The sequence below is a fragment of the Qipengyuania xiamenensis genome (genome assembly GCF_019711495.1).
Taxonomy (GTDB): Bacteria; Pseudomonadota; Alphaproteobacteria; order Sphingomonadales; family Sphingomonadaceae; genus Qipengyuania; species Qipengyuania xiamenensis.
The window spans coordinates 315,077-334,089 of the sequence record NZ_JAIGNM010000002.1; the positions used below are offsets into that span (position 1 = coordinate 315,077).

General features: G+C 64.2%; 22 protein-coding genes. 14 read left to right on the forward strand and 8 right to left on the reverse strand.

From position 1 onward, the window contains the following. Nucleotides 1-160: 160 nt before the first annotated feature. From argC to K3165_RS09735, 3 genes are all read right to left on the reverse strand, one after another. Complete coding sequence (gene argC, locus K3165_RS09725; protein ID WP_221548687.1) at nucleotides 161-1,099, reverse strand: N-acetyl-gamma-glutamyl-phosphate reductase; 939 nt, start codon at nucleotides 1,097-1,099, stop codon at nucleotides 161-163. Continuing rightward, nucleotides 1,089-1,442, reverse strand: coding sequence for a hypothetical protein (locus K3165_RS09730; RefSeq protein ID WP_221548688.1), 354 nt, complete (start codon nucleotides 1,440-1,442; stop codon nucleotides 1,089-1,091). Before K3165_RS09730 ends, argC begins: the two co-directional genes overlap by 11 nt. Before the next feature lie 69 nt (nucleotides 1,443-1,511). Beyond that, nucleotides 1,512-2,900 (reverse strand): leucyl aminopeptidase family protein, encoded by a 1,389-nt coding sequence (locus K3165_RS09735; protein WP_221548689.1) that lies wholly within the window; start codon nucleotides 2,898-2,900, stop codon nucleotides 1,512-1,514. 44 nt (nucleotides 2,901-2,944) lie between these two features. Between K3165_RS09735 and K3165_RS09740 the strand changes: the two genes are divergently transcribed. Both K3165_RS09740 and map read left to right on the forward strand, forming a co-directional pair. Next, the gene (locus K3165_RS09740) at nucleotides 2,945-3,763 is read left to right on the forward strand and encodes a PdaC/SigV domain-containing protein (RefSeq protein WP_221548690.1); all 819 of its coding nucleotides are present in this window, start codon (nucleotides 2,945-2,947) and stop codon (nucleotides 3,761-3,763) included. Between the two features lie 41 nt (nucleotides 3,764-3,804). Beyond that, a complete protein-coding gene (gene map, locus K3165_RS09745) occupies nucleotides 3,805-4,632 on the forward strand; it encodes a type I methionyl aminopeptidase (protein WP_221548691.1) in 828 nt (275 codons plus the stop codon). Between the two features lie 4 nt (nucleotides 4,633-4,636). Here the strand turns inward: map and K3165_RS09750 are convergent, their stop codons facing one another. From K3165_RS09750 to ccmA, 3 genes are all read right to left on the reverse strand, one after another. Further along, on the reverse strand, nucleotides 4,637-5,218 hold the full coding sequence (locus tag K3165_RS09750) for a J domain-containing protein (protein WP_221548692.1): 582 nt from the start codon (nucleotides 5,216-5,218) through the stop codon (nucleotides 4,637-4,639). 95 nt (nucleotides 5,219-5,313) lie between these two features. Continuing rightward, complete coding sequence (locus K3165_RS09755) at nucleotides 5,314-5,973, reverse strand: heme exporter protein CcmB (RefSeq protein WP_221548693.1); 660 nt, start codon at nucleotides 5,971-5,973, stop codon at nucleotides 5,314-5,316. Then, nucleotides 5,973-6,551: a heme ABC exporter ATP-binding protein CcmA gene (ccmA, locus tag K3165_RS09760; RefSeq protein WP_221548694.1), complete on the reverse strand. Its 579-nt coding sequence runs from the start codon at nucleotides 6,549-6,551 to the stop codon at nucleotides 5,973-5,975. The genes K3165_RS09755 and ccmA overlap by 1 nt, the downstream gene beginning before the upstream one ends. Nucleotides 6,552-6,608: 57 nt before the next feature. Between ccmA and K3165_RS09765 the strand changes: the two genes are divergently transcribed. Together K3165_RS09765 and K3165_RS09770 are read left to right on the forward strand one after the other, a co-directional pair. Further along, nucleotides 6,609-6,899, forward strand: coding sequence for a 4a-hydroxytetrahydrobiopterin dehydratase (locus K3165_RS09765; protein ID WP_221548695.1), 291 nt, complete (start codon nucleotides 6,609-6,611; stop codon nucleotides 6,897-6,899). Further along, nucleotides 6,896-7,975, forward strand: coding sequence for a hypothetical protein (locus K3165_RS09770; RefSeq protein ID WP_221548696.1), 1,080 nt, complete (start codon nucleotides 6,896-6,898; stop codon nucleotides 7,973-7,975). The genes K3165_RS09765 and K3165_RS09770 overlap by 4 nt, the downstream gene beginning before the upstream one ends. Before the next feature lie 10 nt (nucleotides 7,976-7,985). On the opposite strand, the gene K3165_RS09775 is transcribed toward K3165_RS09770, so the two are convergent. Further along, complete coding sequence (locus K3165_RS09775) at nucleotides 7,986-8,792, reverse strand: SDR family oxidoreductase (protein WP_221548697.1); 807 nt, start codon at nucleotides 8,790-8,792, stop codon at nucleotides 7,986-7,988. Nucleotides 8,793-8,807: 15 nt separating this feature from the next. Beyond that, on the reverse strand, nucleotides 8,808-9,425 hold the full coding sequence (locus K3165_RS09780; RefSeq protein WP_221548698.1) for a DNA-3-methyladenine glycosylase family protein: 618 nt from the start codon (nucleotides 9,423-9,425) through the stop codon (nucleotides 8,808-8,810). A gap of 88 nt (nucleotides 9,426-9,513) precedes the next feature. Between K3165_RS09780 and K3165_RS09785 the strand changes: the two genes are divergently transcribed. The 10 genes from K3165_RS09785 (at nucleotide 9,514) to K3165_RS09830 (ending at nucleotide 19,006) form a co-directional block, all read left to right on the forward strand. After that, nucleotides 9,514-9,831 carry a 2Fe-2S iron-sulfur cluster-binding protein gene (locus tag K3165_RS09785; protein ID WP_221548699.1) on the forward strand — a complete coding sequence of 106 codons (318 nt, stop codon included), beginning with the start codon at nucleotides 9,514-9,516 and terminating at the stop codon, nucleotides 9,829-9,831. Nucleotides 9,832-9,873: 42 nt separating this feature from the next. Further along, the gene (locus K3165_RS09790) at nucleotides 9,874-10,890 is read left to right on the forward strand and encodes a cysteine synthase A (protein ID WP_221548700.1); all 1,017 of its coding nucleotides are present in this window, start codon (nucleotides 9,874-9,876) and stop codon (nucleotides 10,888-10,890) included. A 32-nt stretch (nucleotides 10,891-10,922) separates the two neighbouring features. Continuing rightward, the gene (locus K3165_RS09795) at nucleotides 10,923-11,288 is read left to right on the forward strand and encodes a hypothetical protein (protein WP_221548701.1); all 366 of its coding nucleotides are present in this window, start codon (nucleotides 10,923-10,925) and stop codon (nucleotides 11,286-11,288) included. Then, entirely contained in the window at nucleotides 11,266-12,033 is a 768-nt protein-coding gene (locus K3165_RS09800; protein ID WP_221548702.1) for a motility-associated ABC transporter substrate-binding family protein, read from the forward strand. Before K3165_RS09795 ends, K3165_RS09800 begins: the two co-directional genes overlap by 23 nt. A gap of 361 nt (nucleotides 12,034-12,394) precedes the next feature. Then, entirely contained in the window at nucleotides 12,395-12,880 is a 486-nt protein-coding gene (locus K3165_RS09805) for a division/cell wall cluster transcriptional repressor MraZ (RefSeq protein WP_221548703.1), read from the forward strand. After that, entirely contained in the window at nucleotides 12,877-13,815 is a 939-nt protein-coding gene (rsmH, locus tag K3165_RS09810; RefSeq protein WP_221548704.1) for a 16S rRNA (cytosine(1402)-N(4))-methyltransferase RsmH, read from the forward strand. The genes K3165_RS09805 and rsmH overlap by 4 nt, the downstream gene beginning before the upstream one ends. After that, nucleotides 13,812-14,333, forward strand: a complete 522-nt coding sequence (locus tag K3165_RS09815) for a hypothetical protein (protein WP_221548705.1) — start codon at nucleotides 13,812-13,814, stop codon at nucleotides 14,331-14,333. The genes rsmH and K3165_RS09815 overlap by 4 nt, the downstream gene beginning before the upstream one ends. 41 nt (nucleotides 14,334-14,374) lie before the next feature. Then, nucleotides 14,375-16,087: a peptidoglycan D,D-transpeptidase FtsI family protein gene (locus K3165_RS09820; protein ID WP_221549012.1), complete on the forward strand. Its 1,713-nt coding sequence runs from the start codon at nucleotides 14,375-14,377 to the stop codon at nucleotides 16,085-16,087. Continuing rightward, nucleotides 16,074-17,552, forward strand: coding sequence for a UDP-N-acetylmuramoyl-L-alanyl-D-glutamate--2,6-diaminopimelate ligase (locus K3165_RS09825; RefSeq protein ID WP_221548706.1), 1,479 nt, complete (start codon nucleotides 16,074-16,076; stop codon nucleotides 17,550-17,552). The genes K3165_RS09820 and K3165_RS09825 overlap by 14 nt, the downstream gene beginning before the upstream one ends. Continuing rightward, complete coding sequence (locus tag K3165_RS09830; protein WP_221548707.1) at nucleotides 17,549-19,006, forward strand: UDP-N-acetylmuramoyl-tripeptide--D-alanyl-D-alanine ligase; 1,458 nt, start codon at nucleotides 17,549-17,551, stop codon at nucleotides 19,004-19,006. The genes K3165_RS09825 and K3165_RS09830 overlap by 4 nt, the downstream gene beginning before the upstream one ends. Nucleotides 19,007-19,013 lie beyond the last annotated feature (7 nt).

Below are 19,013 nucleotides of genomic sequence, written 5' to 3' on the forward strand. Positions count from 1 at the left end.
CGTCTGAGCCGTGCGGGAAAGAGTCCGCACACTGGCCTAATGTGTTCTTGCGCGCGACGTTCCAAGAAACGTGCCAACTGCACAAATGGCGGAATTCGGGGAGTTGGTGAAGCGGGTGTAGTGAGACCTGCTCAAAGGCTGGACGTGGACTGCCTAAAAATTAGGCACGGGGCAGTTTGAGGCCTGCAGTTTCGGGCAGGCCGCACAGCAGGTTGAGGTTCTGCACGGCAGCGCCGCTCGCGCCCTTGCCGAGGTTGTCGAGCCGGGCCACGAGGCGCGCATTCCAGCCGCCCTCATTGCCGAAGACGAACAGCTCTAGGGCATCGCTCGGCTCGCTGTCCGTTTCCAGAAGCATTTCGCCCATGACCTGCTTCTCGTGCACGGTCACGACCGGCGCGTCACGGTAGAATTCCTTGAGGCAATCGCGCAGCGCGTCTGCATGCGGCTCGCCTTCCATGGCGCCGAGATGGAGCGGCACCTCGACGATCATGCCGCGATAGGCAGGCACGACCGAAGGCGCGAACAGGACTGGGTGTTCCAGCCCGGCATGCTCTTTCATCTCGGGAAGGTGCTTGTGCGCCAAGTCATAGCCATAGGCACGGAAGGCAGGTGCACCTTCGGCCTCGAAGCGTTCGATCAGCGCCTTGCCGCCGCCGGAATATCCGCTGACCGCATTGACCGTATAGGGCCAGTCGGCGGGCAGCAGGCCTTCGCGTACGAGCGGCGCGACAAGGCCGAGAAAGCCGGTGGGATAGCACCCGGGATTGCTGACGCGGCGGGCATCGGAAACGCGCGCGGCACCGACCAGCTCGGGAAAGCCATAGCACCAGCCCTCGGCGGTACGATGGGCGCTGGAGGCGTCGATCACGCGGGTACCGCCTGCCGGATCGATCAGTTCGACAGCCTCGCGCGCCGCATCGTCGGGCAGGCAGAGAATGGCGACGTCGGCTTCGTTCAGCGCCTCGCGCCGTGCCTCGGTGTCCTTGCGCCGGGCATCGCCCAGCGTGATGAGCGTGAATTCGCTGCGACCAGCCAGCCGCTCCGCGATTTCGAGGCCGGTCGTGCCGGCCGCGCCGTCGATGAAGACCTTATGCGTCACTGTCGCTGGCAAGAGCGCTTTCGCGCACATATCCGCTCGGACCTTCGGGTCCGCAGGTGATCCATGCCCAGTCGCCCGCCTGGTCGAGCAGTTCGACAGGCGAACCGGCATCGAGGGTGACGCCGTCCTCGGCATCGTCGCGCATCGCGATCTTGAGAGTGGCGGCGCTGCCGCCGATGTGGCGGACCTTGGGGATGACGTAGTGGGCGGCGAGGAAGGAATCTGCCAGCGCGATATGCGCAAGGTCGCCGCGCAGCGGCAGCGTGCCGGGCGCAGGCTTTACGATCGGACCCTTCAGTCCGACGATACCGGTTGGCAATTCGTAATTCGCAGCTTCGCTCACGCTGAAATCCCTGTTGCAGATGCGGGCGCTTAACCCCGGCAGGTGCCCGGGGCAAGCGCGAGAAACGGACTATGCCGCTTTGAAACGCTTTTGGAGCATGTGCCACGAAGCGCGCAGGCCGTAGGCGTCTCCGCCCTTGGGCCGGCCCGGCTTGGCCGAGGGGCGCCAAGCGAAGGTGTCGAAATGCGCCCAGTCGATCCCTTCGCCGACGAACTTGTCGAGGAACAGGCCGGCGACGCTCGCCCCTGCGAAAGAATTGCCATGTGCATTGTTGGTATCGGCAATGTCCGATGACAGCCATTCGGCATAGCCTTCGGGAAGGGGCAGACGCCAAGGTTCGTCATCGACCGTGCGGCCCGCGGTGATAAGGTCTTCCGCGGTCTCGTCGCGCCGGGTCATCAGGGCGGGATAGTCCGGACCCAGCGCCACGCGGGCTGCGCCCGTGAGGGTGGCGAAATCGACGATGAATTGCGGGTTTTCCTCCGAAGCGCGGGTCAGGGCGTCGCCAAGGATGAGGCGGCCTTCGGCATCGGTGTTACCGATCTCGACGGTCAGCCCCTTGCGCGAATTGAGCACGTCGCCGGGACGGAAAGAGTTGCCCGAGATCGCGTTCTCGACGGCTGGTACGAACAGGTGCAGACGCACCGGCAGCTTGGCGCCCATAATGAGGCCCGCAAGCGCGATCGCATGGGCGGCGCCGCCCATGTCCTTCTTCATCAGCAGCATGCCGGTGGAGCTCTTCACATCGAGCCCGCCGCTGTCGAAGCACACGCCCTTGCCGACCACGGCGATCACCGGATCGCTTTCCTTGCCCCAGGTCAGGTGCATCAGGCGCGGCGCGTGACTGCGCGCCGCCGCACGCCCGACCGCGTGGACCATCGGGTAGTCCTGCTCCAGCGCATCGCCGCGGACCACCGACAGCTTGCCGCCGTGGTCCTTGGCCAGCTTCTCGCACTGTTTTTCCAGCGCTGCCGGACCCATGTCCTCTGCGGGAGTGTTCACCAGATCGCGCACGAGACAGACCGCCTTCGCTTCGGCGATCGCATTGTCGATCCTGCCGGCTTCCTTGGTCAGCAGGATGCGCGGGCCGGTCGGGTTGGTCGGCTTCTTGTAGCGTTCGAAGGAATATTGCGCGGTCTGCCAGCCATGGAGGGCAGGGCCGGGTTCACCGCTCGCGCGGCGATAAGTGCCTTCGGGAAGCGCTTCGGCGAGCTTCGCCATGCACCAGCTCGACAGTTCATCGGGATTGGCAACACCGCCGACGGCAAACCAGCCATCACCATCGGGCACGATCGCGACTTGGTATCCGCTTCCATCGAACTTCTGTGCGGCCAGCGATGCGCGCTGCCCGGCGGAAAGCGATTTCACCCAGTCAGGAAATCCGTCCTTGTTTACCAGATGGATGGGGATAGCCTCCTGTCCACGGTCCGCTTGGATTAGGTCGGCTTTGTCGGCCATGATATGTCCCTTGAATACGAAGTAGGTCTTGCGAAGGTAATTCGATGCGTGCGCCCCTGTTCCTGATTTCGCTCGCCCTGTCGAGCGCGGGATGCTCCGAACAGGCAGACGAAAACGCCGTCGATGCTCCGGCAGCCGAGACGCAGCCCGTTCCCCCGACACCGCCCGAGCCGTCCCCCGAAGCGGTCACCTTCGACGATGATGAAGAGCGCAGCGGCGGAACGCGCGAGTTCGCCTACAGCTGGCCCGCCGCGGTAAATGCTCAGCCTGCGCTCGCGGCACAGTTGGAGGAGGAACGCGACGCAGCGCTCGCCTCGCAAAAGAGGGAGTGGGAGCAGTCGCTGGTCGATTTCCCAGGCGACTGCGTGACCTGCAAGGCACGCGGGTATGAAAAGGAATGGAAGGTCGTGGCAGATCTTCCCGACTGGCTGAGCCTGTCGGCCGACATTTACGAATACACCGGCGGCGCGCATGGCAATTACACCAGGCAGTCGCTGGTCTGGGACAAGCGGGCAGGGACCAGCCTCGCGGGGATCGACTTCTTCACTTCGCCCGTCGCCTTGGAGAACGCCCTCGGCGCGAGGCTCTGCAATGCGCTCGACCGTGCCCGCGAAGCGAAGCGCGGTATCAAGATCGATCGCAATTCGGGCGATCTCTTCAACGATTGTCCGGGTCTCGACGAAGCGAGCGTCCTGATCGGATCCTCGAACGGCCAGACCTTCGACCGGATCGGCGTCTATTTCGGACCTTATGTCGCAGGCCCCTATGCCGAGGGCGATTACGAGCTCAATTTCCCGGTCACCGCTTCGGTCATCGATGCCGTGAAGCCCGAATATGCCAGCGCTTTCAGGGTGAAGCGCTGACACTCTCGCAATTCGCGCGCAGCATCGCTACATGGACGCGCATGACCGAATACCAGGTAATCGACAGCGAACAGACCGTCTATCGCGACGGCACCATCAAGCTCCACGGGCCGGAAGGTTTCGAAGGGATGCGCAAGGCCGGACGCCTTGCCGCAGAAATCCTCGACGAGCTGACCGATTTCGTCGCGCCGGGCGTGACCACGGGCGAGATCGACGACAAGGTTCGCGGCATGATGCTAGATGCGGGCGCTGTTCCGGCAACGATGGGCTACCGCGGCTATGCACATAGCTGCTGCACCTCGATCAACCATGTCATCTGCCACGGTATTCCGGGCGAGAAGGCCCTGAAGGACGGCGACATCGTCAATATCGACGTGACCCCGCTACTCGACGGCTGGCACGGCGACACGAGCCGCATGTATTTCGCCGGCGAGCCTGCTCTGAAGGCGCGCAAGCTGGTCGACGTGACCTATGAATGCCTCATGCTCGGTATCGAGGCCGCCAGCCAGCCCGGCGCGCGTCTCGGCGATATCGGTGCGGTGATCGAGGCTCACGCGAAATCGCACCGCTACGGCGTGGTCCAGGAATTCTGCGGTCACGGTCTCGGCCGCCTGTTCCATGACGCTCCGGAAGTGATCCACACCGGCCGCAAGGGCACCGGACCGCTTCTGAAGCCCGGCATGTTCTTCACCATCGAACCGATGATCAATCTCGGCCGCCCGCATGCGAAAATGCTGCGCGATGGCTGGACTGCTGTGACGCGCGACAAGTCGCTGTCGGCGCAGTTCGAACATTCGATCGGCATTACTGAAGACGGCGTGGAAATCTTCACCACCAGCCCGCGCGGCCTCCACCAGCCGCCGTACTAAGCGTCTATTCGGCCTCGTCCCGCTTCGACTGCTCGAGGAACAGCTTTTCCTTGGCTTCGGCACGGCTGCTCGAGATGACGTGATCGACGCCCGCGATGGTGATCGCGAGCTCGCTTTCCTGCGTGATCTCGATGAAGCCCTTCGACTTCAGGTACCAGATGTGGAAGTCGAAGCTCTCGTCTGAACAGTCGAGATCGTTCTGGATATGGTAGGGCATGACGCCCGGCTGGCCGGCCTTTTCGCGGCGACGCTTGTATAGCGCGAGCAGCAGTTTTTCATGGATTTCGGCATCCTCGACCGCGGTCGATCCGTCGATGACGATATCGTCGCGTGGCTGCGGCTTGGCGGGATCGATACCCTTTTCGGTAGCGTAGGCACGGTCATAATCGGCACGTTTGCGGGGGTCCTTCAGGACCTTGTAGGCGCGGGTGGCTTCCTGGAACTTGTCGACGTCCGCCGTATCCGAATGATCCGGATGATAAAGCTGCGCGAAATGACGATAGGCTTTCTCCACGATCAAGCGTTCGCAGAACGGATCGACCTGCAGAATAGCGTAAAGGTCTACAAAATCTTCGTCGTCTTCCACCGTTGCCCCCGTAGCGGTGCCTGTTCGCGTCCAATACTGAAATAGATCGCAGCTGTCACTTTCCCAAAAGGGCTATTGTGTCAGTAATACGCAGGTCAGCTTTCCCTTGCCGCCTTTAGCGCAGCTGCGGCGGCAAGCGGGGCGAGGGCGCACAGGGCAAGGCTGATAGCCGCAGTCAGGAGTATCCCGCTGCTGTCGGGCCGCGAGAGGGCGCCCGCGCCGAAAATCAGGATGGGGACGGCAAGGGGGATGACCATCAGTCCGGCCAGCGCCGCTCCCCCGCGCAGGGAAGCCGTCAGCGCGCCGACCGCGAGACCGACCGCCGCAAGCCCCGGAGTGCCCGCGAGGAGGCCGAGCAGGACGGTCCCGGTCGTCTCGCCCGATAGGCCGAGGAGGGCGGCCGCAGGGAGCGTCGCGACGAGAAGCAGCGGCGCGAAGGCCAGCCAGTGCGCTATCAGCCGCACCACCATCACAAGCTCTTCCGAGACACCGCGCACATGGAGCTGGTCGAACACGCCCGCCTCCAGATCGCCGGTCACGAGACGTTCGAGCGGGAGGATAGCCGCCAGTAGGGCCGCCACCCAGATCACGCCGCCCCCGGTTCGCGCGAGCAGCGCTGCATCGGGTCCGACGGCGAAAGGATAAAGCATCGCCACGGCGAGGAAGAAGAGTAGCGGCAGGACCCCGCTGCCGCCGCTGCCACCGGGCATCAGCAGGCCGAGATCGCGGCGCAGCAGGCTCAGGAAAACACGCATCAGGAGAAGTACCCGATCGACACGGTCCGGTTGCCGGGCAGGGATATCTGCTGGTGCGATGCAACCACGGCAATACCGCCGCCCTCGCAATGCTCTGCCACGAGCGTTTCGACAGTGCGCTGTGCCTCGGTGTCAAGGCCGTTCAGCGGCTCGTCCAGCAGCCAGATGGGGCTCGAGCTATTGAGTAACCGGGCCAGCGCAGCGCGCTTTTTCTGGCCGGTGGAGAGGAACCTCACGGGCACATCCAGCAGTGCCTCGATCTGGAGGAGGCCGTAGACGCGGCCCGGCTGGTCCACGCTGTCGAGCTGCTCCCAGAAGCCGAGTGCCTTGCCCAGCGGCTGGTTCGGATCGAGCGCCAGCCGCTCGTCGACCAGTCCGATCGCTCCCGAGGTCTCGACCTTGCCCGCAAAGGGGCGCAGCAATCCGGCGAGTATCCGCAGCAGGCTGGACTTGCCCACGCCGTTTGCCCCCGCGACATGGACGGCATCGCCCGCCTCGCAGGCGAGCGTCAGCCCCTTGAACAGCAGCCTGTCGCCGCGCCGGCAGGCAATGTCGTTTGCGATGAGCTGCGCTTGCATGGGACGGTGCGATAGGCAAAAGGCTCACGCGCCACAAGCAAGAGAGGACCTGGCACGATGACCGTTGAACAGCTGACCGCAGAAGAACGCGACACCTGGATGCGCGCACTGCCCGAATGGTCGCTCTCGCGAGAAGGCAAGGCGATCGAGCGCAAGTTCGAATTTGCCGATTTCGCCGAAGCATTCGCCTTCATGACGCGGATCGCCATCATGGCGGAAAAGCGCGACCATCATCCCGAATGGTTCAACGTCTACAACAAGGTCGAGATCACGCTGACCACGCATGACGCGGGCGGGCTGTCGCTGCGCGACGTGAACATGGCCAAGAAGATCGACAAGCTCGTATGAGCCTTGTCGCCGCTGCGCTCCTGTCCGTGGGCGCAACCGGAGCCACCGAGCCACCCGGCTATCCCTTCGATGGGTTGTGGACCGGAACCGTCGGAAAGATGCCAGTCACGGTCTGCTTCACGCGCGGCCGGGGCTCCTATTACTACGACAAGTACCTCACCCCCATTTCACTTCGCGATGGCGATGCGGTCGGCATCTGGACCGAGGGTTATGGTGACGAGGCGCCGGACTGGTCGCTAACCCTTTCGGGAAGTAATCGCGCATCGGGCAACTGGGCACAGGGCGGGCGCGTCCTGTCGCTGGAGCTCGCGCGTCAGGAGTGGACGGAAACGGAAGATGGCTGGGGTGAGGCATGCGGGTCCGCCGAATTCCTCGGCCCGCGCAGTTTCGAACCGGACTTCTCCTTCGAAGAAAAAGAGCTTGGCGGCTGGCGCTACCGGGAGGTCGAGTGGCAACCGCCCGCGCATCTTGCCGACAATAGTTATTCCGGGTTCGAGTTCGTGCCGGAACAGCCGGGTGACGCTGCGATCCTGCAAGAGCTTGCTGCGGACCGGCCGTCCGGCAAGCCGGGAGATGCATTGTTCGACTGTATAAGCGGCAGCATCTCTTCCTTGGGGGTGGATGGGTACGTGAGTGCCGGGACGCAACCGGTCTTCGCAAATCCAAACTTCATTTCCGCGCTCACGACCACGGGCAACTTTTGCGGCGGTGCCCATCCCAACTTCTGGCTGGATTACCGCGTATTCGATCGCGAAACGGGTACCAAAATCGACATCCCGGAGAGCTGTTTTTCGTCCAACGGGTTTGCCTCGAACGAATGGGACAGCATTGTCGCCACGCCGGAGCTGCGTGATGTGGTGATGCGCTATTACGACAATGACGAAGCGGAATGTCGCGAAGCGATTGGCGAGCAGCTATATTGGAACGTCGGACTGGTCGAGGACGGGCTGGGATTCATTCCCTCAGTACCGCACGTTCTGACGCCTTGCGGCGACGATACTCTTGTCCCCTGGGACGATCTCGAGCCGTTCCTTTCCGAAGAAGGTCGCTCGGCGCTTAGCAAGGCAAAACGCTAGCGGCCCGTCGCTATTTCCCGAGCGGGCGAGCGGATCCACGGGTCTGCTTGCGCACGCGGCCGGGCATCCAGCGTGCGCCGAAGGCGAGCTGCTTGGCAGACTTGCCGACAAGCGTGTGCAGTTTCTCGCCATGCACCGCATCCCATGCGGCCTTGGCGACTTCCTCGACCGGCGTAATCTCGAGGCCGGCCTCTGTCACGCGGCTGCGGATGTCCTCGTTGCTCTTGGCGTTAGGGTTGTGATCGAGCAGCGGCGTGTCGATGAAGCTGGGCATGATCGAGCGGACCTTGATGCCGTCTTCCGCCCATTCGCCATCGAGGCTTTCGGTGATCGCGCGCACACCGAACTTCGTCGCCGAATAGACGCTGGCGCCCGGCGTGCCATAGACGCCCGCCGCGCTGGCCGTATTCAGCAGGCATGAGCCGGGAGCGGTCTTCTTGAGGTGCGGATATGCCGCCTGTGCGCCGAACAGCACGCCCTTTAAATTGATATCGAGGCAGCGCTCGATCTCCTCGACGCTGTTTTCTTCCAGCGCGCCGCCCAAGGGGATGCCCGCATTGTTGGCGAGCACATCGATCCGGCCGCCAGTGGCTGTGGCAAAGCTCTCCAGCGCCTCGTCCCAAGCGGCGCGGTCGCGTACATCGAATTTGTGCTGGAACACGAAGCCGTGGCCGATCATGTCCATCGTCGCTTCCATGCCGAAAGTGTCGACATCGCCGAGCCCGACGAACCAGTCACGCTGGCCGAAATAGAGCGCGATGGCCCGCCCGATGCCCGAGGCACCACCGGTGATGAAGATAGCCTTGCGTGTGCCCACCAATTCTCTCCCAATTCAGAGCGTCGGGTCGGCATAGGCATGCCAGGTGAAGATGGCCATGGCCCCGCGATAGGGCTTCCACTTCTCTGCCAGTGCGCGCGTATCCTTTTCGCTCGGCCTTTCCGGTAGGTCGAGCAGCTTGCCGCACGCTGCCTGCACGGCAAGGTCGCCTGCGGGCCATATATCCTGCCGCCCTTCCGCGAACAGCAGGTAGATTTCCGCCGACCAGCGGCCGATCCCCTTGATGCGGGTAAGCTGCGCGATGGCTTCCTCGTCGTCTTCCGGCAGGCTTTCGAGGTCCAGTTCGCCGCCCGCGACCAGTTCGCAAAGGCTGCGGGCATAGCCCTGTTTCTGCCGCGACAATCCGCAGGCGCGCAGCGTGTCGAAATCGCGCGCTAGCAACTCGTGGGCGTGCATGTCCTCGCCCAGCTCGGCCTCTAGCTTGTTCCACACCGAGGCTGCTGCCGCCACGCTCACTTGCTGGCCCACGATGGTGCGCAACAGGGTGCGATAGCCGGTCGGGCGAATGCGTTCTTCGGGATAGCCGACGCGTTCGATCGCGCCTGCCACCACGCGGTCTTCGGCCGCCACGGCATCGAGGTGTTCGCGTATCTGCGCAGTCGTGAGACCCATGAGTAGAGCTTGCCTTCCCGCTTCGCTTTGAATAGCAGCCCTTCGCATACGGCCCGCGTGGCGGGCGACGCAACACAGGAATGCATCGATGCCCAAGCTGATCGTCACCACCCGTGAAGGCGAGACTTCCGAAATCCAGGTCGAAGACGGCCTGACCGTGATGGAAGCCATTCGCGACAACGGTTTCGACGAATTGCTGGCGTTGTGCGGCGGCTGCTGCAGCTGCGCCACCTGCCACGTCCACGTCGATAGCGAGTTCACCGGCAAGCTTCCGGAAATGAGCGAAGACGAGGACGACCTGCTGGAAAGCAGCGACCACCGCGTCGAAACTTCGCGCCTGTCGTGCCAGATCCCCTTCACCGGCGATCTCGACGGCCTCAAGGTTACTATCGCGCCGGAAGATTGATCTTGTTTGCGTGAGGGGGCACCCGCGCCTACCTCGTCCAGCATGACACAGATACCCGTTCGCGAGCGTACGCTCGACCTTATCGGCAACACTCCGCTGGTGCGGCTCGAAGGCCCCAGCAAGGAGGCCGGCTGCGACATTTACGGCAAGTGCGAATTTGCCAATCCCGGCGCTTCGGTAAAGGACCGCGCCGCGCTCTACATCATCCGTGATGCAGAAGCGCGCGGCGAGCTGAAGCCGGGCGGCTGCGTGGTCGAAGGCACTGCCGGCAATACCGGCATCGGCATCGCGCTGGTGGCCAATGCCCTTGGCTATCGCACGATCATCGTCATGCCCGACAACCAGTCGGCCGAGAAGATGGCGACCTTGCGTGCGCTCGGCGCCGAACTCGTAACGGTCCCGCCGACCAAATATGCCGATCCCAACCATTTCCAGCACGTCTCGCGCCGAATGGCGGAGGAGACCGAGGGGGCGATCTGGGCGGGACAGTTTGACAATACCGCCAACCGCAAGGCGCATATCGAAGGTACGGCAAAGGAAATCTGGGAGCAGATGGACGGACGGATCGACGGCTTCACCTGCGCGGCTGGCACGGGCGGCACGATTGCCGGTGTCGGCATGGGCCTCAAGGAATTCGACGAGAACGTCGTTATCGCGCTGACCGACCCGCATGGTGCAGCGCTCTACAATTATTACGCCAATGGCGAGCTGAAGGGCGAGGGCTCCTCGGTCGCAGAAGGCATCGGGCAGGGCCGCATTACCGGCAATCTCGAAGGCGCGCCTATCGATACGCAGTTCCGCATCTCTGACGAGGAAGGCCTCGGCTGGGTGGCACGATTGCTGCGTGAAGAGGGTCTCTGTCTCGGCCTGTCGAGCGGCATCAATGTCGCGGGCGCTGTCGAACTGGGCAAGCAGCTTGTGGCTGAAGGGCGCGAGAACCCGCGTGTCGTCACGATCCTGTGCGATACCGGCTTCCGTTACCTGTCCACGCTCTACAATGCCGACTGGCTCCGCTCGAAGAACCTGCCGGTCTTCGACTGGCTCAAAGACAGCGATTGACGGCGGCGCCGGCATTGCCCAAGATTCCCGGCATGCCGCGTTCATTCGATCTTACCCGCGACAAGCCGCGCGTGACCGAGTTTTCCGAGGTGCCGCTCGGCGGCACGCGCGCGCAGGCCATGCAGCGCCTGCAGGTGGGTGTGGGCGGCGTCGTCCTCATGATCCTGCTGGTCGGCCTTGCCAGCCTCATCCAGGACCGTACCCGCGAAGTGGATGCCTCATCTGTGCCCGCCGCTGCGCCCACGACGGAACCCAGTGCCGCGCCGGTCCAGAACGATCCGCTCGTGGAAGCGGGCGTGGTCCCTGACTTGCCCGCACAACCGACGCCCACATCGACGCAATCGCCTGCGGTCGTGCCGGGACAGGGTTCGCCCGATGCAGCCACGCCGCCTGAGTAAGGCGCTCGCCCCGGTACTGGCCCTGTGCCTTGCTGCATGCGGAGGAAGCTCTGCGGACAGCCAGGTCGAGCCAGGTGCGACGGGGCAGGAAGCCGCCGAAAGCGTGAGCCTCGGCCTGTTCACCACGCTTCCGATCTACTGGGGCGAGGGGGCGGATATCGGTTCTATGCTGGATGGCGCGAGCGAGCCGGGCTGGGTGCGCCCGGCCCTTGAGAAGCGCGCTACTCTCGTTCCGCTCGACACGCTCGAGCAGGACTCGCTCGAAGGCCTGGGCCATGTGGTTCTCGCGCAACCACGACCATTGGCGCCTTCGGAGAATGTCGCCTTTGATAGCTGGCTTCGCGAGGGCGGGCGCGCGCTGATCTTCGCCGATCCCCTTCTTACCCAGCACAGCGACTACCCGCTCGGCGATCCTCGCCGGCCGCACGACATGGTCGTCATGTCGCCGCTGTTTACGCGCTGGGGGCTCGAACTGCGGTTCGACGATCGCCAGCCCGAGGGTGAGCGCCTCGTCGGCTTCGGCGATGGTGAGATCCCGGTCGATCTGGCCGGCGAGTTCGCGCTCGCCGGGAACGATGCGCGGGCGGATTGCTCCCTTAGCGACGGCGGCCTCATTGCGCGATGCAAGCTGGGCGAGGGCGAGGTGACACTGGTTGCTGACGCCGCGCTGGTCGACGATCATTTCGACAGTCCCCAAAGGCGCGCGGTGCTGGACACGCTGGTCGGCGAAGCACTTTCCGAATGACCTGATAGAAGTCCCCGGGACTCGGCCGGGGATTTTGCGGGACTCGCACGGGGAAAGTGCGGGATGACGACCGATTCCCGGTAGTTTTCCGAGGGTTGCGTTAGCTATTCGGTAACCAATCCACAGATCATTGAGGTATAATTCATTCGATAAAACAATGATTTGCGGACAATTCCCGTAAAATCCCGCAATTTTCCCTTCCATCCCCGCGCTTCCCGCGATAAATCATCCAGACATCGGACATGCCATTGTCTTTGCGCGCACCGCCAACGGCGATGCGAGCCGCGGAAGCTCGTGTTTCTGCGGACGGGGGAGGCTTGTCTGGTGAGGAGAACGATAAACGCCAACTGGGGACAGGGCAGTGCAATTCGGAGGGTACAGCGGTCAAGCCTATTCGCCTGCGGGCGATAAGGGCCGCTTTGTGCTTCCGCCGCTGTTCCGCAAGGCCGTCAAGGAAAGCTCCGACGGCCGCGTACTCTGCCTCATGAAGCACCCCACCTGGAACTGCCTCACCGGCTTCGGCCTCAGCCGCAAGACCGAACTCGACGCACAGCTCGATCGCGAGGAAGAGCTTGCCTACAAGGTCGGCCGCGATTTCGACCGCGACACCCGCGCCAGCCAGCTTTTCGGTTTCGTCGAAATGCCTTTCGACGACAGCGGTCGTTTCGTCATGCCCGAACACCTGCGCCAGCTCGGCCGGATCGAGGATGGCCTCTACTTCCAGGGTGGTGGCCGCTTCTTCACCCTGTGGAATCCCACGCAGCTTGCCGAAATGGGCGACGACTGGGCTAGCGCCAAGGCTGCCTGCGAAAGCTTCCTTGCCGACGCGAAGGCGAAGGGCAAATGAGCGAAGCGCCCCACATCCCCGTCCTCCTCGACGAGGTGATCGAGGCACTCGACCCGCAGCCGGGCGACGTGCTGATCGACGCGACATTCGGCGCGGGTGGCTATACCCGCGCGCTGCTCGAGCGCGGCGCGACCGTGCATGCCTTCGACCGGGATCCCGACGCTATTGCCTCGGGTCGCACATGGCGGGAGACGGAGGAAAATCCGCCCCGCCTGATCCTCCACCCGCACCGCTTCTCCGAAATGCTGGAGGTCATGCGCGATGCGGGCGTCGAAAGCGTGGATGGCGTCGTGATGGATATCGGCGTGTCGTCGATGCAGCTGGACCAGGCCGAACGCGGCTTCGCCTTCTCGTCGGACGGCCCGCTCGACATGCGCATGAGCCAGGAAGGCGAAAGCGCTGCCGATTTCCTCAACACCGCCGAGGAAGGCACGATTGCCGACGTGATCTACCAGTATGGCGAAGAGCGCCAGTCGCGCCGCGTTGCGCGCGCGATCGTCGCCGCGCGCCCGCTGGAGACGACGGGCGAGCTGGCGCGCGTCGTGCGCAAGGCGCTGGGATACAAGCCGACCGACAAGAAGGACCCGGCAACCCGCACCTTCCAGGCCATCAGGATTCATGTGAACGGCGAGCTCGACGAACTGTCCCAGGGGCTGTCGGCTGCCGAACACCTGCTGCGCGAAGGGGGCCGCCTCGCGGTGGTCAGCTTCCACAGCCTCGAAGACCGGATCGTCAAGCGCTACCTGCGCGAGGCATCCTCGACCCCGAGCGCCTCGCGACATGTCCCCATGGTCGCGCAGGTCGATCCGGTCTTCTCTAGAGTTTCCAAGGCGATCAAGCCGGGTGAGGCGGAAATCGCGCGCAATCCGCGTGCCCGTTCCTCGGTGCTTCGCCACGCAGTCCGCACTGCGACACCTGCAAGGGAGGCGGCATGATGGCCCATACCTCGCGCCTCCGCCAGATCGGCTGGCTCGCCCTCCTCGCAGTCTGCGTCGCTGCTTTCCTCGCGCTGACTTTCAAGGTCAACGCGGTGAAGAGCGACGTGCGCATCGTCGAACGCCAGATCATTGCCGCCGAACGGTCCAAGCAGATGCTGGAAACCGAATTCCAGACCCGCGCCAACCAGCACCAGCTTGCTGACTGGAACCGGGTCGAATTCGGCTATTCCGCGCCGCGCGCCGACCAGTACCTCGAACAGGAACGCCAGCTTGCCGCGCTCGGAACGCCGCGCGGCATCGGTGCTCCACAGCCCATTCGTGTCGCAATGGCCGACAACGGCCCCATCGAAGAAGAAGGCCTGTTCGAGGACTGGTTGGGCGATGATGATGCAGAGCCGACCCGCATGGTGAAATCGCGCGCGGCCGATCCCTCGCGCCGGATCGCCTCCAGCCTTGCCCAGCGGCTCGCCCAGCCTGCCAGCGTCTCCGTCGCTGCAGCGGAGGTCGCGCAGTGAACGCATTTTCCGCTCTCCACGGTGGCCCGGGAGCGGTGAGCATGGCGATGGCGAGCGGGCGGGTGCAGCTCGTGACGGTGCGCCAGCAATCGCTCGACCTCGCGCGCTGGCGCGTTCTCTGGATTGCCGCAGCCTTCGCCTTCGTGGCGCTGCTTGCACTGTCGCGGATTGCCTATCTCGGCATCGGTGGCGAGGGCGCTCGCGCTACCTCGCTCGAAGATGCGCTGCTGCCTTCGCGCGGCCAGATCGTCGATCGCAACGGCGTGCCCATGGCGCGCGCCTTTCCGGCCTACGCTCTCTGGTTCAACCCCAAGGCGATGGGCGAGGACGAGGCTCCGCTCGTCGGCAAGCCCGAAGATGTGGCGGCCAAGCTCGCCGAAATCTTCCCCGACCTCGATGAAAAGAAAGTCGCCGCGCAGCTCGCGAGCGGCAAGTCCGGCTATATCCGGAAGCGCCTGCTTCCCGAAGAAGCGAACCGCGTCCACGAACTGGGCGAACTCGCTTTGGAGATGCCGACCGAGGAAGACCGCCACTACCCGCAGGGCGCCATGGCGGCCCATGTGCTCGGCTATGTCGGTGCCGACGGCAAGGGCCGAGTGGGCATGGAGCAGGTCTTCGACAAGCACTTGTCCGATCCCCTGACGCGCGGCACGCCGGTGGCGCTGTCGATCGACGTGCGCGTTCAGGGCGCGCTCGAGGATGAACTGCGCCGTGGCATGAAGCTGACCCGCGCACAGGGCGGTGCGGGTATCGTGCTCGATGTCGACACGGGCGAAGTCGTCGCGCTTGCCAGCCTTCCCGAATTCGATCCCAACAAGATCGACGAAGAAGGCCAGAAGCTCATGTTCAACCGGGTGACCAACCAGGTTTACGAGCTCGGTTCGACCTTCAAGCCGCTGACCGTGGCCGCCGCAATCGACAGCGGCATGCTGCGCGATCTTGGCCGCCGTTTCGATGCTTCGCCGGTCACGGTCGGGCGTTTCACGATCCGTGACAGCCACGAGATGGGCGCCACGCTCAATGCCGTCGAAACGCTGATCCATTCGTCCAACACGACAAGCGCACGCATCGCCGATGAACTGGGTGCGGAACGTCTGCGCCGCTACATGATAGATCTGGGTATGAATGCTCGCCCGGAAATCGAAATTCCTGCCCGCGGCTTTCCCATCTGGCCGGGCGACAAATGGCCGCGCCTCACCAATATGACGGTCGGGTTCGGCCACTCGATCGCGGTTACGCCGCTGCACCTCGCCAGCGCCTATGCGGCGATGGTCAATGGCGGTGTCTACCGTCCGGCTACGCTCAAGAAGCTGGGTCCGGGCGAAGCGCCCAAGGGGCGCCGCGTGTTCAAGGCATCGACCTCCAGCCGCATGCGCCAGATGATGCGCGCCATCGCGGTCTATGGCACCGGCCGCAATGCAGATGCCCCGGGCTACCGCGTGGGAGGAAAGACCGGTTCGGCAGAAAAGCCGGGCGGCAAGGCGGGCTATCGCAAGACCGCGCTGGTTTCGACCTTCGCTGCGGCCTTCCCGATGGATCGCCCGCGCTACGTGGTGATCGCCATGCTCGACGAACCGCGCGGTACCCTTGCAAGCTCCTACCAGCGCACCGCGGCATGGAACGCTGCGCCGATCGTCGGACGCCTCGTCCCGCGCATCGGCCCGCTCATCGGCGTGCGCCCCGACGACAAGCGAGATATCGATATTTCCGCAATCACTCCCCTGATCCCGGAGGCGCAGGATGAAGCTGAGTAAGCTCTGCGCGCAGGCCGGCATGGATTGTCCCGATGACGGCGATACCAATGTCACCGGCTTTGCCATCGACAATCGCAAGGTCGCGCCCGGCACCGTGTTCGGCGCGTTCCAGGGCACGCAGGTCAATGGCGAGGACTTTATCCCTGCCGCGATCGAAGCCGGCGCCGTGGCCGTCGTCGCGCGCGCAGAGGCGAAGGTCGAAGGCGCGATCCACATCGCCAGCGACACGCCGCGCAAGACCTTCGCCGACCTCGCAGCGCAGTTCTTCACGCCCGTGCCCGACCATATCGTTGCGGTCACCGGCACCAACGGGAAGACCTCCTGCGTCGAGATGACCCGCCAGATCTGGCGCATGTCGGGCGAGCGCGCGGCGAGCATCGGGACGCTCGGTGTCACGACACCGGACGAGAGCGTGTCGACCGGGCTGACCACGCCCGACATCGTCACTTTCCTCTCGAACATGAGCGGCCTTGCGCGCGAAGGCGTGACCCACGTGGCCTACGAAGCCTCCAGCCACGGGCTGTCGCAATACCGCAACGAGGGCATCCCCGTCGAAGCGGCAGGCTTCACCAACTTCAGCCGCGACCATCTCGATTACCACGCGGATATGGAAGACTACTTCGCGGCCAAGATGCGCCTGTTCGACGAGGTCGTCTTGGACGATGCGACTGCGGTCATCTGGATGGGCGCAGGCGATAGCGGTTGGAACAAGCGCGTCGTCGAACATGCCGAGAACCGCGGTCTTGCCATCATGACCGTGGGCGAGGAAGGCGGAGATATCCATCTCTCGCACCGCGAGCCGACGCAGCTCGGCCAGTCGCTGACGGTCGAGCACGCGGGGATCGAACGCACCATCAACTTGCCCCTGATCGGCGCCTACCAGGTCTCGAACGCCCTCGTTTCGGCCGGTCTTGCGCTGGCGAGCGGGATCGATGCGAGCCGCGTATGGGATGCGGTTGCACGCCTCCAGCCCGTGCGCGGCCGTCTCGAGCGTGCCGTCATCGCTCCGAGCGGCGCACCGGTTTACATCGACTATGCCCATACGCCCGATGCGCTCGAAGCCGCGATCGCGGCGCTGCGTCCGCATGTCTCGGGCAGGCTCATCACCGTTTTCGGTGCGGGCGGCGACCGCGATCATGGCAAGCGCGCGCCCATGGGCGAGGCTGCTGCCAAGGCCAGCGATCTCGTCATCGTCACGGACGACAACCCCCGCGGTGAAGATGCTGCGGAAATCCGCCGCCAGGTGCTTGAAGGCGCGCCGCAAGCGCGCGAGGTAGCGGGCCGTCGCGAAGCAATCCATGCTGCCATTGCCGAAGCGGGCAAGGACGACATCGTCCTCATCGCCGGCAAGGGCCATGAAACGGGTCAGATCATCGGATCGGGAGAAAACATGCGGGTGCACCCCTTCGACGACGTGGAAGTCGCACGCGAATGCGCGGCGCAAATTGCCAGAGGTGACGCATGAGCGCCGCCATCCTGCGCCATCCCGCCTATCTCGAATGGCCTGCCGATCCGCGCGACCGCCTTCCGCTCACCCTTTGGGACGCACGCACCATTGCCGAGGCGGTCGGCGGAACGGCTAGCGGAGATTTCCAGGTATCCGGCGTCGAAATGGACAGCCGCGATGTCGTGAACGGCGACCTCTTCGTTGCGCTCAAGGGCGAGGCGATGGACGGCCACCGCTTCCTCGACAAGGCGTTCGAAAACGGAGCTAGTGCCGCCATCGTCGATCGACCGGTCGATTATCCGCATATCCTCGTCGACGACACCACCGAGGCGCTCCGCAAGCTGGCCGCAGCATCGCGTGCCCGCACGGATGCCAAGATCATCGGCGTCACCGGATCTGTCGGCAAGACGGGCGTCAAGGAAGCGATCTTCGCGGCGTTGGAACGCGCCAGCCGCGGTGCAGCCCATCGCTCAACGCGCAGCTACAACAATCACGTCGGTGTGCCGCTCAGCCTTGCGCGCATGCCGGCGCGCAGCCGTTTCGGCATTTTCGAGATGGGCATGAACCATGCCGGTGAAATCGAAGGCCTGACCACGCAGGTCCGCCCGCACGTCGCCGTCATCACCACCATCGCGCCTGCTCATATCGAGAACCTCGGTTCGATGGAGGCTATTGCCGACGCGAAAGCTGAAATCTTCGCCGGTCTCGAGCCGGGCGGCATCGCCGTCATTCCGGCCGACAGCGAATATTACGAACAGCTCCGCACCGCCGCCGAAAAGCTGGGTGCCAAGGTCGTGAGCTTCGGCCGCGCGCGCCATGCTGACATGCGCCTGCTGGACGCTATCCCCAGCGCCAATGGCGGCAGCCTCGTCACCTGCGAATTTCCCGAAGGGCGCCTGTGCTACACCGTCGCCGAGCCGGGCGATCACTGGGTCACGAATTCCCTCGCAGTCATGGCGACAGTACGTGCAGCCAAGGGCGATCTTGCAGCAGCGGGCCTCGCGCTTGCCGAGATGGGCGGTCTGAAGGGTCGCGGTGCGCGCCACGGTATCGACGTGCCGGGCGGCAAGGCTCTGCTGATCGACGAGAGCTACAACGCCAACCCCGCCAGCATGCGCGCAACGCTAGCGCAGCTGGGCCAGACGCCATCGACCCGCCGGATCGCCGTGCTGGGTTCGATGAAGGAGCTGGGCGACTTTGCCGACAAGTTCCACGGACAGCTTTCGGAACCCCTTATTGCGGCCGATGTCGACTATGCGTTGCTGGTGGGCGACGAGATGCGCGCGCTGGCCCGTGAACTGGGGAAACCGGCCTTCAACTCGCTTGGCAAGCCGCTCGAGTGGGAGCATTGCAATTCGGCCGACGAGGCTATCGAGCTGATCGAGGAATTCGGTATCGTCGCCGGCGACGCCGTGCTCGTCAAAGGTTCCAATTCGGTCGGCCTCGGCAAGCTCGTGGACCACTTTACCTAGGAGCCGC

Coding starts and splice junctions, on each gene's coding strand:
- K3165_RS09770 (WP_221548696.1), top strand. CDS start 6,896: ATGAGCCTTGTCGCCGCTGCGCTCCTGTCCGTGGGCGCAACCGGAGCC.
- map (WP_221548691.1), top strand. CDS start 3,805: ATGACCGAATACCAGGTAATCGACAGCGAACAGACCGTCTATCGCGAC.
- K3165_RS09800 (WP_221548702.1), top strand. CDS start 11,266: ATGCAGCCACGCCGCCTGAGTAAGGCGCTCGCCCCGGTACTGGCCCTG.
- K3165_RS09785 (WP_221548699.1), top strand. CDS start 9,514: ATGCCCAAGCTGATCGTCACCACCCGTGAAGGCGAGACTTCCGAAATC.
- K3165_RS09820 (WP_221549012.1), top strand. CDS start 14,375: ATGGCGATGGCGAGCGGGCGGGTGCAGCTCGTGACGGTGCGCCAGCAA.
- ccmA (WP_221548694.1), bottom strand. CDS start 6,551: ATGCAAGCGCAGCTCATCGCAAACGACATTGCCTGCCGGCGCGGCGAC.
- K3165_RS09790 (WP_221548700.1), top strand. CDS start 9,874: ATGACACAGATACCCGTTCGCGAGCGTACGCTCGACCTTATCGGCAAC.
- rsmH (WP_221548704.1), top strand. CDS start 12,877: ATGAGCGAAGCGCCCCACATCCCCGTCCTCCTCGACGAGGTGATCGAG.
- K3165_RS09740 (WP_221548690.1), top strand. CDS start 2,945: ATGCGTGCGCCCCTGTTCCTGATTTCGCTCGCCCTGTCGAGCGCGGGA.
- K3165_RS09830 (WP_221548707.1), top strand. CDS start 17,549: ATGAGCGCCGCCATCCTGCGCCATCCCGCCTATCTCGAATGGCCTGCC.
- K3165_RS09755 (WP_221548693.1), bottom strand. CDS start 5,973: ATGCGTGTTTTCCTGAGCCTGCTGCGCCGCGATCTCGGCCTGCTGATG.
- K3165_RS09765 (WP_221548695.1), top strand. CDS start 6,609: ATGACCGTTGAACAGCTGACCGCAGAAGAACGCGACACCTGGATGCGC.
- K3165_RS09815 (WP_221548705.1), top strand. CDS start 13,812: ATGATGGCCCATACCTCGCGCCTCCGCCAGATCGGCTGGCTCGCCCTC.
- K3165_RS09825 (WP_221548706.1), top strand. CDS start 16,074: ATGAAGCTGAGTAAGCTCTGCGCGCAGGCCGGCATGGATTGTCCCGAT.
- K3165_RS09735 (WP_221548689.1), bottom strand. CDS start 2,900: ATGGCCGACAAAGCCGACCTAATCCAAGCGGACCGTGGACAGGAGGCT.
- K3165_RS09795 (WP_221548701.1), top strand. CDS start 10,923: ATGCCGCGTTCATTCGATCTTACCCGCGACAAGCCGCGCGTGACCGAG.
- K3165_RS09780 (WP_221548698.1), bottom strand. CDS start 9,425: ATGGGTCTCACGACTGCGCAGATACGCGAACACCTCGATGCCGTGGCG.